15 protein-coding genes and 1 tRNA gene are annotated in these 14,700 nt (G+C 44.3%); 11 read left to right on the forward strand and 5 right to left on the reverse strand.

The genetic code is table 11. The features are described from left to right. Positions 1-114 precede the first annotated feature (114 nt). A complete protein-coding gene (locus MHB64_RS10470; protein ID WP_094873349.1) occupies positions 115-1,338 on the forward strand; it encodes a CynX/NimT family MFS transporter in 1,224 nt (407 codons plus the stop codon). Positions 1,339-1,428: 90 nt separating this feature from the next. Here MHB64_RS10470 and MHB64_RS10475 read toward each other — a convergent pair whose 3' ends face one another. Next, a complete protein-coding gene (locus tag MHB64_RS10475; RefSeq protein ID WP_341134369.1) occupies positions 1,429-1,680 on the reverse strand; it encodes a hypothetical protein in 252 nt (83 codons plus the stop codon). Beyond that, entirely contained in the window at positions 1,662-2,093 is a 432-nt protein-coding gene (locus MHB64_RS10480; RefSeq protein ID WP_341134370.1) for a class I SAM-dependent methyltransferase, read from the reverse strand. Before MHB64_RS10480 ends, MHB64_RS10475 begins: the two co-directional genes overlap by 19 nt. Positions 2,094-2,360: 267 nt before the next feature. Here MHB64_RS10480 and MHB64_RS10485 point away from each other — a divergent pair. The 5 genes from MHB64_RS10485 to MHB64_RS10505 all read left to right on the forward strand — a co-directional run bounded on the left by MHB64_RS10485 (position 2,361) and on the right by MHB64_RS10505 (position 7,355). After that, positions 2,361-2,444 (forward strand) — tRNA-Leu (locus MHB64_RS10485). Between the two features lie 222 nt (positions 2,445-2,666). Beyond that, positions 2,667-2,996, forward strand: coding sequence for a PadR family transcriptional regulator (locus tag MHB64_RS10490; protein ID WP_094874645.1), 330 nt, complete (start codon positions 2,667-2,669; stop codon positions 2,994-2,996). Further along, complete coding sequence (locus MHB64_RS10495) at positions 2,993-3,550, forward strand: DUF2812 domain-containing protein (protein WP_341134371.1); 558 nt, start codon at positions 2,993-2,995, stop codon at positions 3,548-3,550. Before MHB64_RS10490 ends, MHB64_RS10495 begins: the two co-directional genes overlap by 4 nt. Before the next feature lie 221 nt (positions 3,551-3,771). Next, positions 3,772-6,861 carry a PAS domain S-box protein gene (locus MHB64_RS10500; RefSeq protein ID WP_341134372.1) on the forward strand — a complete coding sequence of 1,030 codons (3,090 nt, stop codon included), beginning with the start codon at positions 3,772-3,774 and terminating at the stop codon, positions 6,859-6,861. Positions 6,862-6,962: 101 nt separating this feature from the next. After that, positions 6,963-7,355 (forward strand): NusG domain II-containing protein, encoded by a 393-nt coding sequence (locus MHB64_RS10505; protein ID WP_256990397.1) that lies wholly within the window; start codon positions 6,963-6,965, stop codon positions 7,353-7,355. On the opposite strand, the gene MHB64_RS10510 is transcribed toward MHB64_RS10505, so the two are convergent. Genes MHB64_RS10510 through MHB64_RS10520 form a run of 3 tightly spaced genes read right to left on the reverse strand, consistent with a single transcriptional unit; the run spans position 7,348 to position 10,286 of the window. Continuing rightward, a complete protein-coding gene (locus MHB64_RS10510) occupies positions 7,348-8,223 on the reverse strand; it encodes a TIGR03943 family putative permease subunit (RefSeq protein ID WP_094876169.1) in 876 nt (291 codons plus the stop codon). The two genes, MHB64_RS10505 and MHB64_RS10510, sit on opposite strands and share 8 nt — an antisense overlap. Before the next feature lie 48 nt (positions 8,224-8,271). Continuing rightward, on the reverse strand, positions 8,272-9,282 hold the full coding sequence (locus MHB64_RS10515; RefSeq protein WP_445671607.1) for a permease: 1,011 nt from the start codon (positions 9,280-9,282) through the stop codon (positions 8,272-8,274). Next, complete coding sequence (locus MHB64_RS10520) at positions 9,258-10,286, reverse strand: CobW family GTP-binding protein (RefSeq protein ID WP_341134373.1); 1,029 nt, start codon at positions 10,284-10,286, stop codon at positions 9,258-9,260. The genes MHB64_RS10515 and MHB64_RS10520 overlap by 25 nt, the downstream gene beginning before the upstream one ends. Positions 10,287-10,489: 203 nt before the next feature. Between MHB64_RS10520 and rpmG the strand changes: the two genes are divergently transcribed. The 5 genes from rpmG to MHB64_RS10545 all read left to right on the forward strand — a co-directional run bounded on the left by rpmG (position 10,490) and on the right by MHB64_RS10545 (position 14,695). Continuing rightward, on the forward strand, positions 10,490-10,639 hold the full coding sequence (gene rpmG / locus MHB64_RS10525; RefSeq protein WP_094874652.1) for a 50S ribosomal protein L33: 150 nt from the start codon (positions 10,490-10,492) through the stop codon (positions 10,637-10,639). 50 nt (positions 10,640-10,689) lie between these two features. Then, complete coding sequence (locus tag MHB64_RS10530) at positions 10,690-11,898, forward strand: GTP-binding protein (RefSeq protein ID WP_094876166.1); 1,209 nt, start codon at positions 10,690-10,692, stop codon at positions 11,896-11,898. 214 nt (positions 11,899-12,112) lie between these two features. Continuing rightward, positions 12,113-12,820, forward strand: a complete 708-nt coding sequence (locus MHB64_RS10535) for a metal ABC transporter ATP-binding protein (RefSeq protein ID WP_094874654.1) — start codon at positions 12,113-12,115, stop codon at positions 12,818-12,820. Further along, positions 12,766-13,632 (forward strand): metal ABC transporter permease, encoded by an 867-nt coding sequence (locus MHB64_RS10540; protein ID WP_341134374.1) that lies wholly within the window; start codon positions 12,766-12,768, stop codon positions 13,630-13,632. Before MHB64_RS10535 ends, MHB64_RS10540 begins: the two co-directional genes overlap by 55 nt. Beyond that, positions 13,622-14,695 carry a metal ABC transporter substrate-binding protein gene (locus tag MHB64_RS10545; protein ID WP_341134375.1) on the forward strand — a complete coding sequence of 358 codons (1,074 nt, stop codon included), beginning with the start codon at positions 13,622-13,624 and terminating at the stop codon, positions 14,693-14,695. The genes MHB64_RS10540 and MHB64_RS10545 overlap by 11 nt, the downstream gene beginning before the upstream one ends. Positions 14,696-14,700 lie beyond the last annotated feature (5 nt).

Below are 14,700 nucleotides of genomic sequence, written 5' to 3' on the forward strand. Positions count from 1 at the left end.
TGATAGGTCTTAATGCCATGTAATAAACATTTTTATATTTCTGGCGTAATCGCTCACCGTCCTTACAGGGATGTCAAGGGCGTTTATGCTTGTTGTAATTTAGGAGGATACATGATGAAAGCATCGCAACGAGAAGGAAACATTCAGAATAGAGGTTTAACGGACACCAAATATGATCGCTGGCTGCTAGTGTTGGGGATTGTGTTTATCGCAGCGGCACTTAGAGCGCCCTTCACCTCCGTTGGTCCACTGGTACAAATGATTCAGGATGATCTAGGCTTATCGAATACTTTAACAGGAGCTATTACCACTTTACCATTGTTGGCTTTTGCGATCTTGTCCCCGTTTGCTCCAAAGCTAGCCCGCCGTTTCGGGATGGCTAATGTGTTATTGATTGCCATGGTTATGCTTGCTATGGGGATTCTAATTCGGTCTGGATCTGGAACGGGATTATTGTTCACAGGTACGGCGATCCTCGGGCTTTCTATTGCAGTGTGTAATGTACTGCTTCCAGGGCTTATTAAAGGGAAGTTTCCCCACAAAATTGGATTAATGACAGGTGTCTATACGGTCTCTATGAATTTATGTGCAGCCATCGCTTCAGGAATTAGTGTACCGCTAGCCAGTAATGCTGGATTTGGCTGGAGAGGGACTTTGGCAATTTGGTTTATGATCGCTGCACTGGCCACTTTGTTCTGGATTCCGCAAATGCGTAAGCTTGATCAAGGGACTGGGGCTAAGGGCTCGGTCTCCAGTGGGAATATGTGGCGTTCTTCGCTTGCATGGAAAGTAACGATTTTTATGGGCCTACAGTCACTGCTCTATTATGTCTTTATAGCTTGGTTTTCTGTTCTCCTTGGTGAGCGAGGAATGTCATCAAGCCATGCAGGCTGGTTACTATCGCTGATGCAAATGGCGCAGTTGCCGTTTACTTTCTTCGTGCCGTTGTGGGCAGGTCGGATGAAGAACCAACGTATTCTGGTAATCATCACGGCTATTTTGTATTTCATAGGAATAGGTGGAATTTGGCTGGGCAGCAGTGCTTTAATGGCAGTCTGGGCGATATGCTTTGGGATTGCCGGAGGATTCGCCTTCGGCCTAGTGATGATGTTCTTCAGTCTACGGACTAGAAGCACTCAAGAAGCCGCGGAACTGTCGGGTATGGCGCAATCCGTGGGCTATGTGCTTGCTGCAATGGGTCCGGCATTATTTGGATGGCTGCATGATGTTACGAATAGCTGGACAATGCCGCTAGTTTTATTGCTTTGTGCAAGCGTATTGCTGCTGGTTGTCGGACTTGGTGCTGGTAGTGATCGATATATTGGAGATAAAAGGTAACATCTATTGTAATTAATAAAGAGTGTATGGGTGCGACACTGCACCGGTACACTCTTTTTTTTGTAGCATAGGAAGAAACTCCCCTCAGAATTAGACCCGTTTGTAAGCGAACACACGGATTCTTCGATAATCCATCACCCAACGGTTAGCTTGAAATAACGTGGGCTTCAGTTTCTGTTCCATGTAAGTGAGGACTTCCTCTCGTTCAGAGGGGATGAGGACACTTAAGATTCCATTAGCAAAAGTGTTCAACCAGCGCTGGAACCCTTGCTCTCCAGCCTCTAGCGGGGTTGGACGGTCGAAACAAAGAGCGAGGTCTACTGTCAGTCCATGCTGTTCCAATAGTGATGCATATTGCCCAGCCCACCGAACTCAGCGACAAAACGTCCACCTGTCCGCAGGCTAGCTGCAATAGAAGCGGCAGCTCCATTCGCGTCGGTCAACCAATGTAGAGCAGCATTGCTGAACACAGCATCGACCGGCTGTTCCGCAGTGTAATTTTGCCCATCTGCTAAGATGAAGTTTAGCTGAGGATGCTTGTCACGGGCAGTCTGAATCATTTCGTCCGAGGCATCAATTCCTGTTATAATTGCACCTCTAGCCGCGATGGCTGCTGCCAAATCGCCAGTTCCACAGCCCCAATCCATAATCTGTTCACCAGGCTGGGGGCGAAGCAGCTCAATTAAGGATTCTCCAAACTGAGATACAAAGGCCATATCAGCATCATAGATTCCGGTATTCCACTGGTGGTTCATACGTACTCGTCCTTTCTGGTTTGGAATTACAGTGATATTTCTGATGTAGCACATTCTTTAATTATGTTGTATCATACCAGCCTCTTATAAGTGAAATATATAAACTGAATAACTGTGATTGGTTATGCCTATGGGGATTTGAATATGTTAAATCGGTTATATCGTTGTTGGATTCATCTGTACAACGATTTAAAAATAAGTTGCTATTTATCCGAAAAAAATGTATAGTATTATGTACAGTGATTATTTCATTGGTGTACATAATGTGCGGTCGTGGCGGAATTGGCAGACGCGCACGGTTCAGGTCCGTGTGGTAGCAATATCGTGGAGGTTCGAGTCCTCTCGACCGCATCATCAAATAGGCTTATACAATTGCTCTTGGGCAGTTGTATAAGCCTATTTTTTATTTCTGAAGAAAGTGATGGTGGTCCAATTCTTACTGTAGCTATGCTTCGGAGCATAATATGGCGAAGATATTATAGGTATTTTGTATTGACAATTATATCGGTTACCGTAATAATGTTATTACGGTAACCGATATATCGCTAACAGTAATAGAATGGAGATGGAATCATGCCTGAAAGCTCAGAAAGAGGAGCCTTAACAGAAGCTGTATTTTACATTTTATTGTCTTTATACACCGCAATGCACGGATACGCAATTATGCAGAATGTGAAGGATTTAAGTCATGGTCGAGTGGATCTTGGAGCGGGCACTTTATATGGAGCTATTAACACCTTGCTTGAGAAAAACTGGATAAGAGCTATAGAAGGGGAAGAAGGCTCCCGAAGAAAGGAATACGAAATTACTGAATTAGGGAAGACAGTGATTCAGGGGGAGCTTATCCGGTTGGAAGAGCTGATTGCTAATGGGAAGAGAATAGCTGGAGGTGAGTCGAAATGAAGCATGTGGTTCGCAAGCTGTTTTGGGATTTTGAGAAGGAAGAACAGTGGCTTAATGAAATGTCTGCCAAAGGGTTTGCCCTTTCAAGCTACTCCTGGTGTAAATATGTGTTTACTGACTCGCCTAAGAATGAGTATACGTATAGAATTGAACTTTTAGATAATGTGCCTACTCATCAGGAAAGCGTAGCATACCTCAAGTTTTTAGAAGAAAATGGAGTAGAGAGTGTTAGCAGCTATGTTCGCTGGATTTATCTTAGGAAGAAGTCATCCGAAGGTTCGTTTGATATTTACACGGATCTGGAATCCAAAATAAAACACTTTAAGCGAATTAACACGCTATGGAATTCTGTTATGTGGTTAGAGTTCATTGTTGGTTTAACCAACATTCTCATTGGGGTAACGAATTATTTCAATTCATCCAGCAGCATTAGTTTAATAAACGTTGTTCTAGGCGGGCTTTTAATCCTTTTGGGACTTGTTTTTTTAAGAGCCGGTGCACCTATCCGTAAGAAAATTAAGAAGCTTCAACAAGAGAATTTAATAAGAGAATAGTTATTTTAAGTTGTGCTATGTACTAACAGCAAGCTCCCCGAGTGTTGGGGACTTGCTGTTTATTTTTTGTCTGTGAGGATAACACGCAATCTCTTTGATTTATACCAACCTATCATTTAGGACTCAGCTATCAAGCTTAATTACCGAAAAAAAGGTATACTGGAATAGATTACGAGATTGTAATAAAGTTTGTCCCCATCTCAAAAGAGGAGGCTACTCAGGTGTCTGAATTTCTTTTTAAGCAACTATACTTACGGTCTTCTATAGGGGTTGCAGTAGTCTCTCCCAAGGAAGGAACCTTGATTCAATCCAATCCGGCGCTTTGCCATATGCTCGGTTATTCTGAAGAAGAGCTTTTGAATATGCATTATTTAGATCTTATTTATCCAGACGATAAAATCGATGATGATCATTACGTTATCCTGAACAATCTCTTAGCAGATCCTGGGTCCGCGATGGAATTAGAAAGACGGTTCCTGTGTAAGGATGGCGAGATGATCTGGGTTGCACAACATATATTTCTGATTCTTCAGGAGAATTCTAGTGAACCTCTTGTCATGATTTCAGAACTAACGGATATCACAGACCGAAGACTTGCCGAAGATAAGATTCAGGAAGATCAACATTTATATAATTTGATCACAAAAAATACACCGGATATGATTTCTTTTGGCGAACCTGACGGTACGTTGCAATACGTGTCTCCTTCAGTGGAGCTGTTGCTGGGATATCCTGCAGATGAAATGATAGGCACGAAAAGACCTGATTATTATCACGTAGATGATGCCTTAGAGATGACCAAACACGGAAAACTCTATTCGGATACGGATGTGTATACACGTAGAGCCCGGCATAAGGACGGACATTATTTGTGGATCGAGAGCAGTTCACAGGTGGTACGTGATGAGCAGGGGCAAATCAAGCAGATATTAACCATCGGCCGCGATATTACACAGCGTAAGAAATATGAGGATATGCTGGCGAAAGCCCAATATCTTGCGAAAATGGGATCTTGGGAATGGGATGCGACAAAAGCGCGGTTGACGGTTTCTAGAGAAATGCGTAACATTTTCGGCTTTTCGTTAGATGAGAGTATTCATTCCTATTTTGATTACAGGCATGTTCTTTCCTGTATTGATCCAGCTGATTTTACAAGACTTGAAAAGCTAGTGCGTCAATCCTTTGCAAATGTGACGAATGGCGAAGCTATGGTTCGGATTAAAAGTGCGGATGGGATTTTGAAGTTTTTGGATGTACACTGGGAAGTGCTTAAGGATGAAGAAGGAAGAGTGCTACAGATCAGCGGGATTGCCCAGGATGTGACTGAACGTCATCGAATGGAGGAACAGATGCGTGATAGTGAGCAGAATTACCGACTTCTGTCGGAAAATTCAATGGATTTTATTTCACGAAATACAGCAGACGGACACCTCACCTATCTGTATGCATCACCGATTTGCCAGACAATGTTCGGTTATACACCGGAAGAAATGTACGAAACCAGAGGAATAGATTACATACATCCTGAGGACAAGGAGAAGGTAGTAACCTATCTTAGCAATTGTATGGAAGGCAAGAAGCTCGAGCCTGTGACCTTTCGGTTTCTTTGCAAAGATGGAACATATATTTGGACGGAGACAACACTTCGCTACATCTACTCGGAGACATTTGGAGGACAAGAGCTGGTGTGTGTAACCCGGGACATTGCGGAACGGGCGCGGCATTTTGAAGAAATAGAGAAGTTAAGTAACGAGCATGCTCTAATACTGAATTCAGTATCTGAAGGCATATTTGGTATGAATCTCGAAGGGGATACGATGTTCATCAACCCAGCGGCGATTACTATGCTAGGATACGATCCAACGGAATGGTTGAACAGCAAATTCCATACGATTCATCAGACTTGGCTGGATAATGAGCCATTCTTGGGCATCCAGAAGACGCTGATTCCCTCGCACTTCAATAATCGCTCTTTTGATGAGAAAGAGGGCGTGTTTTGGAGGCAAGATGGTTCCAGCTTTTTAGTTAGATATCACATGACTCCTCTTTTTGATGGAGAAGAGCGGATCGGAGCTGTTGTGGTTTTCCGGGATATCACAGAAGAGAAGGAGATTGTGCGAGCGAAGGAGTCTGCAGAGGAAGCGGATCGGGCGAAGTCGGAGTTTCTAGCGATCATGAGCCATGAGCTGCGTACACCTATGAACGGTATTATAGGAATGGCAGACTTGCTCTCAGGTACAGAGCTGGATGAAGAGCAAAGCTACTACACACAAATCATTAACAGTAGTGGAGAAGCATTGCTTCATATTTTGAATGAAGTGCTGGATTTCAGCAAAATTGAAGCAGGTATGATGACACTTGAACTGCAAATGGTGGATTTACGTGAAGTGATTCAGAACGTTAGTGAGCTATTCTATCCGAAGGTCAAAGAGAAAGGGTTGTTACTGACTATCAATATTGCACCTGATCTTCCATTTGTCGTTGTGACGGATGAGGCGAGATTGCGCCAAATTCTCGTGAACTTAGTGGGAAATGCGGTGAAATTTACGGAGACAGGTGAAATTAGTATTTCTGCCAGTCTGGAGGCTTCTCAAAAGTCAGGAAATATTATCGTTAAGTTCATGGTTAAAGATACGGGTTTGGGAATTCCAGTTGCCAGTCAAGGGTTGTTGTTTCAATCGTTCTCGCAATTGCATCCTTCCATTAATCGTAAATATGGCGGAACAGGACTGGGACTGGCCATTAGTAAAAAGCTGGTGGAGCTGCTTGGAGGAGCGATTGGTGTAAGGAGTTGTGAGAAACATGGCTCAGAGTTCTTTTTCACCGTGGAGGTCTCTTTGCCCAAAGAGGAATGGAATCAGAAGGTAATGCTCCACCCTTCAGTGGATGCAGACAAAAGCAATAAACCTAACGCCAAAGCATCTGATACTGGAGAATATGGACCGATGTCTATTTTCATCGCTGAAGATCATCCTGTGAATCAGCAACTGATGTTGGCTTATATGAAAAAGAGGGGATACTTCCCTGATATTGCATCAAATGGCGAGGAAGCAGTTCGAGCTGTGCTGTCCAAGGATTATGATCTCGTCTTTATGGATATTCAGATGCCAGTTATGGATGGGATAGAAGCAACAGGAATCATACGTGAGAAGCTCGGGCTGTCTCCTGTTATTATTGCGGCCACTGCGTTTGCCAGAAATGAAGATAAAGATATGTGTCTGAGTGCAGGAATGCAGGATTTCATCTCCAAGCCTATCTCTATAAAGGAGCTTGATAGGGTATTAAAAGATTGGTCTACTCGGATTCGTTAAGGATGAGGAGTGTCATTGACAAAAGGGCGTAAGATTAATATATTTGTAATCGTAATCATTACGAATATATTGTCGATGAAAGGATCTATACCTTGTTAAAGATGAAGCGTGGCGATTTTGTAATCATTTTTTTAGCTCTATTCGCAGCAGGTTTGATCTACGGAATCAAGTGGTGGGACACCCGTAATGAACAGTATCAGCAAGGAGATTTGAAAGCTATAATTACGGTCGATGGTAAGGAATACAAGACCGTTTCTTTGACTAAAGAAGAGCAAATTATAGATATTCAAACGGAGTTTGGTCACAATACCTTAAAGGTATTTGATTACGGGATCCAAATGACATATTCTGACGCTCCTTTGCGAATCGCTTTAGAAATGGGGTTTATTTCTAGGCCAAAGCAACAAATCATATGTATACCCGCCCGTATTATGGTTGAAGTATTTAACCCTAACCGAGTGAATGATGAGGATGAGCTGGACGCAATTATTTAGTAGGTTTGGCCGTATTCTGCAAAGCTTTCCATGCCGTTATGGAGTCAGCACTCGTGTAAATGTAGGGTGTTGTTGGTTGCGCAATAGGTGTAATTGCTTCTGCGCGTATTTGCATCATTTCTTGGCCCTTGTATTGCACAACTTGAAGCTTGCCCCGAACCTCTATCCAGGTATCAGTGGGCAAGCTTTTTAATTTGCCGGAATCAACCAGCATCCCAAATGGAGTAGCATCGGCGGTACAGCACTGAACCAGAAATCTGCCAATGGCAAATGCATTCTCTGGCGTTTCACTATCATCGCGATACAGAAAACCGGAAACGGAAATTTCTTTGCCTTCAAATTGTTGTTTATACATGTCAATAGCACCTAGTGTTTCAGAAAAAATATCAGAATACACAGGGATAGTAGGCTGCGCATATAGAATCTTAGCTAGCTCAGTGAGCTCCTCATGATAAGGATCAATCGATTCGAATCTAACAGCATTGGTAGACTCTGATGGTAATGAGGAGAACGAAATCCCCTTTTTACTAGCGGCCATACTTCCCAAGGCACGATCAGGAAGTACAAATCCAAGCAACAGTGGAAAGAGGAATAATCCATAAAGCGCTGTACTTTTAAATATGGAATGAGGGAGGCGGTGCTCGCAGTCACATAGCACACTTCCCTTACCAAATAAGGCTTGAATAGCCAAGCTGAGCGCCATAAGTGTCAGAGGAATCGGACATAACTGAACCCAGCGTGCTAGCTTAGGCGCTACATAATAATGCAAAGCGTCCTGCTGCACTAGTTGCCCAATATAGAGAGCAAAGGCGAGCAGAATGACCGCCCTTAACAAATAGTGAAATCGGATGCTTCGAGAGTCATTCATACGCTTCCTCCTAACAATGCGGTAAGCATCTGCTTGTCACCTTTATGATCACAGCCATAAGGACATGAGTACGGCTCCAATAAATACGCTCGAAAAGATAAGAAAGAACAAATAAAGAGCAAATTTGGTCTTAAACAGCGAAAGTAACATCAATGAATTTTTGAAATCTAGCATCGGCCCAAATACCATAAAAGCGAGCAGTGCTCCTGTTGGAAAAGAATGTACAAAGGTGGAAGCTACAAAGGCATCTGAGGTGGAACAGAGCGAAAGCACAAATGCCAGTCCCATCATGAAAAAATAAGACCCGAGCGGCTTATCTCCGATCGCAGCCAAACTGTCCTGAACCATAAACGTCTGAATGCCAGCGGTCAATAGGCAGCCAATGATTAAGTATTTTCCCATCTCAAAAAACTCATCCGACGTATGCACGAAGACGGCGGCTAACTTTCCTCCACGAGAATTATTATGATGAGTGTTATCGGTTTCGCGCTGAACGCTGAGGCGTATAGGGGACTTTTTCACCGTTGCATAGATAATCAAGCCTATAATACAGGCGACTATAAAAGCTAGACCCATCCGGGCATAGGCCAGTTCTGAGTGGTTGCGAAAGGCAGTCAGTGTTGCTCCATAGACGACTGGGTTTAGGATGGGTCCGGATAAGATGAACACAATCGCGACATAGACAGGCATACCCTTATGGATAAGTCGGCGGACAAGCGGGATCATTCCACATTCGCATACTGGGAATATAATTCCGAGCAGGCAAGCGAATAAAATAGCCAGAAACGCCTGCTTCGGAATCCACCGGGAGATCATTTCATCCGGGATAAAGACACGAAGCAGCGAGGATAATAAAGCTCCTGCTAACACAAACGGCAAGGCTTCTAGCAAAATCCCGATAAAGCCGGTTTTGAACGTGTCAATGTACGCGTTATCTAGTAGCTCCAGTTGATTAGGCACCCATATAAAACCAATGATAATCAGGAATGAGATCGGTAGAAGCAGCGGCAGTATTTTTAAAGGGGAAAGGGTAGTCAAGGCTCGAATAAGGTGGACCACCGATCTGCCAGCAGTTCCTCATCTAAATTTATCCCGATGAATACTACATAAGGCATTCCGGGGTAACGTGACGCCTCCCAGCTTGTACGCATTCCCGCATATTGGACAAGTTGAACCGGTTCCTGTTCGGACAGAAGGATATGTCCTTTGGCACGGAGCAGATTGTCACCCCATTCTTGAAAGAAAGCCTCTAGCCGTTCTTTGGAAGGCATTGTAGTCCCTGCTTGCGGAATGGTTAGCGTGATGGCGGTCACTTGGGAAAAAGAGGCATGGGACTCCTCTTGCCGTTCTTTTACTGCTGTGGCTCCCTGTTCTGAATTCATTTGTTTAAGTGTTGCGCCTTTAAAGGTTTGAGGTGCACGTTGTGGCGCGGGAGCGATGATTTTACGTGGGGTGATTCTTGATAATATCGGTGAAAGGTTGATTTCGCTGTAATGGGTATAAACGATTTCAGCCTCTGAATTTTGTTTTCGGACACCCTTTTCAATTCGCCATAAGGTTTCTGGCTCTACAAGATCGCTCTTATTAACGACAATGAGATCAGCGGAGGACAGCTGCTTGCGAAGGGTACGAACCAGCTGTTTGTCAGAAGAGAGTCTGCTGTTATATTCCAAGGCGTTCTCTGCATCCAATAAGGTGATCGTAAAATGTAATTCGACCCTTTCCTGTAGAGCGGCTTCTTGTAATGTTTTGGAAATTTCTTCAGGGTTCGCGACGCCAGTAAGCTCGATATAAATAGCATCAGGCCGTCCTCTTAACAGTACCAGCAGGCTGTCTGCCAAATCCTCTTTACGGCTACAGCATACACATCCGTCCAGTAGCTTAGTCACGGTTGTACCCGTATGCTCCTGCAGAATATACCCATCAACATCTCTCTTTCCCAGCTCATTCATAACTACGCCAGGGTTCAGACCTCTTACCTTGCTCTCTTTCAGCAGGGACAATAGCAGAGTTGTCTTCCCGCTCCCCAGAAACCCGCTCAAAATAATTACTGGTATCTTCATGATCTCCACTCCTGCCTGATTCTCTTGGAAATACAAGAATCATATTTTTATAATTCCATCTATACGTGAGTTGTCCGCCAGAAAGACCACAAAGTTAAGAGAGTTGAAATATTTACAAGACGATAGTTGACAGAGTGTGAATAAACCGTGTACGATGTGTTAATCGTAATTATTACGATTTAACTAAAAAGGAGATGGAACCCATGAGAGTAACCATTACTTTAGCATGCACCGAGACAGGAGATCGCAACTATACCACTACGAAGAATAAGCGAAATCACCCAGAACGTATGGAAATGAAGAAATATTGCCCACGACTCAAAAGAGTTACATTACACCGCGAAACCCGGTAAGTGCTATAAATGCCAAACATAAATGCTAATCAATGATAGGAGTGTTCTGAATGAAAAAAATCCCGGTTACTGTGCTCAGTGGCTACTTAGGCTCTGGGAAGACAACGCTGCTGAATCATATTTTGCATAACCGTGACGGGCTTAAAGTGGCCGTTATAGTAAATGACATGAGTGAAGTGAATGTGGATGCAAATCTGGTGAAGTCGGGAAATACGCTGTCCAGAACCGAAGAGAAGCTGGTTGAAATGTCTAATGGATGTATTTGCTGTACACTTCGGGATGATTTGATTATTGAAGTGCAAAAACTAACTGCTGAGGGACGATTTGATTACATCCTGATTGAATCCTCTGGCATTAGTGAGCCGGTACCCGTAGCCCAGACCTTTACCTACGCGAATCCCGAGCTAGATATCGATTTAACTTCACTTGCTCAATTGGATACGCTGGTGACGGTAGTGGATGCTGGGCGTTTCTGGCATGACTTCTCCTCTGGGGATAGTCTAATAGATCGTAATCAAACGGCTGGTGAGGGAGATTTCCGCGATATTGTAGATCTGCTGATTGATCAGATTGAAACCTGTGATGTGCTGCTGCTGAATAAGTGTGATCTGCTGCAAGAAGATGAACTCAACAAGCTTGAAGCTGTGCTCCGTAAACTGCAGCCAATGGCCAAGCTTATCCGCACGGTTAACGGTGTAGTCGATCCGAAGGAGATTCTGAATACTGGATTGTTTGATTTTGACAAAACAAGCTTGTCTTCGGGCTGGGTTGCGGAGCTGAATAAGGAGTCGCATACCCCTGAGACAGAGGAATATGGGATATCCTCTTTTGTCTATCGTCAGAGAACACCTTTCCATCCGCAAAGATTAAGTTTTTTCTTTAGCAACTGGCCGGAAGAGGTTGTTCGATCAAAAGGAGTAGTATGGGTAGCGGCCAAAGGGGATCTTGCAGCTACTTTAAGTCAGGCAGGACCTTCGATTCAGTTCGGACCTGCCGGTTACTGGCTGGCTACAATGCCTAAAGAGCAACAGCTGGAGGTGCTGGAAGAGGAACCTGAGCTGCGGGCGAAATGGGACGAGCAGTGGGGTGATAGAATTAATGAAATTGTATTTATCGGTGTAAACATGGATCAAGCTCAGCTCGAAGCCAGATTGGACAGATGTCTGCTGACAGCCGAAGAACTGAAGCTGGATTGGGCCAAGTTTAACAATCCATTACCATGGCCTGTTGAGGAGCTTCTAGCAGCCGCTGAAGAGTAGAACTATAGGGAGTTAGAGATGAAAAACCGGGATCCAGCAGGCTGGAATTCCGGTTTTTGCTATATGCTCAAGTAAATAATAGTTACTATTACGATTAATTTCTGGATTTGGGTTTACAAATCGTAATGATTACGATATTATCAATTTTGTTAATCGTAAAACTTACGATTTAAAAGCAAGGCAGACATAATCAGTCAGAAGGGAGGCGAGGCATATGATCCTATCATCCATGCGAAATGTAGTGTTCGGGTATGGGGATGAACCTGTACTTGATAACATTTCACTAGAGATTCATACCGGACAGTTTATTGGGATAACAGGACCTAATGGGGCTGCCAAGACCACCCTGTTGAAGCTTATGCTCGGCCTGCTCCGTCCATGGAGTGGAACGGTACATTTGAATAAAGCGCTGTCGGATAACGGGAAGCTGGTTATCGGGTACGTACCACAGCAGGTAGCTTCTTTTAACGCGGGGTTCCCAAGCAAGGTGATTGAACTGGTTCGCTCAGGTTGTTACCCAAGGCTGGGGTTATTTAGACGGTTCACACCGGAGCAGGACGAAATCGTTGAGCGAAGTTTAAGGCAGGTGGATATGTGGCATTTGCGAGACCGGAGGATAGGAGAGCTGTCAGGCGGTCAAAAGCAGAGGATCTGTATCGCCCGTGCCTTGGCACAGCAGCCGCAGATATTGGTTCTGGACGAACCCACTACAGGAATGGATCTGGACAGCCGCATAGGGTTCTATAAGCTAATGCGCCACGATGTCAGTGAACACGGTCGAACGGTAATCATGGTGACACATGCTCTGGAAGAGACCAGTTCCTATCTTGATACGGTGATCAGCTTGGAACGAAAGGAGGACGAAGGATGGCAATGTTTAGTTACGAATTCATGCAACGTGCATTTTGGGCCGGTGGGTTAATTGGCATTATCGGTCCACTGCTCGGGGTATATCTCATGCTTCGCCGTCAGGTGCTCATGGCAGATACCCTCTCTCATGTATCACTTGCAGGAGTAGCCCTAGGTTCGATCCTGCAGCTTAATCCAGCATTAAGTGGTTTCATGGTTGCGATTCTTGGCGGTATTGTTATCGAACAGCTTCGACGTTCCTATCGTACATACAGCGAGCTTCCGGTAGCTATTATTATGACCTCTGGACTGGCGTTGGCAGTTGTGCTTATGAGCTTTAAGCAGAATTTGAGTAAAAGCTTCAGCTCCTACCTGTTTGGTTCCATTGTTGCGGTCAGCGATACCCAATTGATGATTATTGCTCTCGTAGCTGTAATCGGCCTGCTCTATTTTATTGTTTTTCGCAGATCTCTGTATAATCTGACCTTTGATGAAGAAACCGCTACTATCAGTGGAGTTCATGTAGGCTGGTTATCCTTTTCGTTTGCGGTACTCACTGGGATGACGGTAGCGGCTGCGATGCCAGTTGTTGGGGTTTTGTTGGTTTCAGCACTTATTGTTTTGCCAGCATCGATCGCTTTGCGTATCGCATCAGGTTTTGCGACAGCTATATGGATCTCGATTAGCGTAGGACTGCTTGGTGTGTTTAGTGGACTCAGTGCCTCTTATTACATCAATACACCGCCGGGTGGGACAATTGCGCTTATCTTGCTATTTTTTTTGTTAATTGCAATCTTGGTACAGAAGCTGATCAGGCTTAAAAATCGTCGTCACATTCAAAAATCTATTTCCAGAAAAGGAGCTACATCTCTCAATGAAATTTAGAATCCATCATCTAGCTATTTTGTCTCTATCCACCTTACTTTTTGCCGCAGGCTGCGGTAACAATAATGCAGTTAATTCTACTGCTTCGAAAGCCGCGAATGCCTCTGGAGCCGCAGAAGTTACTGGACTTCCAGAAGCCTCGAAATTAAATATTAAAGTCAGTTTTTATCCGATTTACGAGTTTACGAAAAATGTGGCAGGTGATCTGGCAGAAGTAGAAGCACTCATTCCAGCTGGAATTGAGCCGCATGATTGGGAACCAACCGCTCAGGATATGGCTGAAATCTCAGATGCGGATATGCTGATCTATAACGGCGCTGGAATGGAAGGCTGGGTGGATCAAGTACTGGAAAGTGTATCCGGAAAATCATTAATCACGGTAGAGGCCAGCAAGGGCTTGGACATCATGGAAGGTACAGAAGAGGAAGAAGCGGAACATGCTCATGAAGAAGGCGAACATGTTCACGAAGAAGGCGAACATGCTCACGAAGAAGGCGAACATGCCCATGAAGAGCATTCGCATGATCATGACCATGGTGGATTAGACCCTCATGTGTGGCTCAGTCCAGTGCTTGCTATTCAAGAAGTGCGTAACATTGAAGCGGCTTTATCTGCGGCTGCGCCTGATAATGCAAAAGCTTTCAAGGCGAATGCAGATGCTTATGTAGCTAAGCTGGAGCAGCTGGATCAAGCGTTTAAGGATGAACTTAAGGAAACTAAACGTAAGGATTTCATCACCCAGCATGCGGCTTTCGGTTACCTCGCCAAGCAGTATGGATTAACTCAGGTCCCGATTGCCGGATTATCACCGGAGCAGGAACCTTCTGCAGCGAATATGAGCAAAATTGTGGAGTTTGCAAAAGAGCATGAGGTGAAGACGATTTTCTTCGAGACGCTTGTATCCTCAGGTGTGGCTGATACTATCGCTAAGGAGATTGGTGCCAAAACAGCCGTTCTAAACCCGATTGAAGGCTTAACAGAAGAGGATCGTAGTCAGAGCCTGGATTATTTGGGGATCATGCGTCAGAACCTGGAAGCCTTGAAGAGTGCATTAAACGAGTAGAACAT

This window comes from Paenibacillus sp. FSL K6-2859 (genome assembly GCF_038008265.1).
GTDB lineage: Bacteria > Bacillota > Bacilli > Paenibacillales > Paenibacillaceae > Paenibacillus_AQ > Paenibacillus_AQ nitricinens.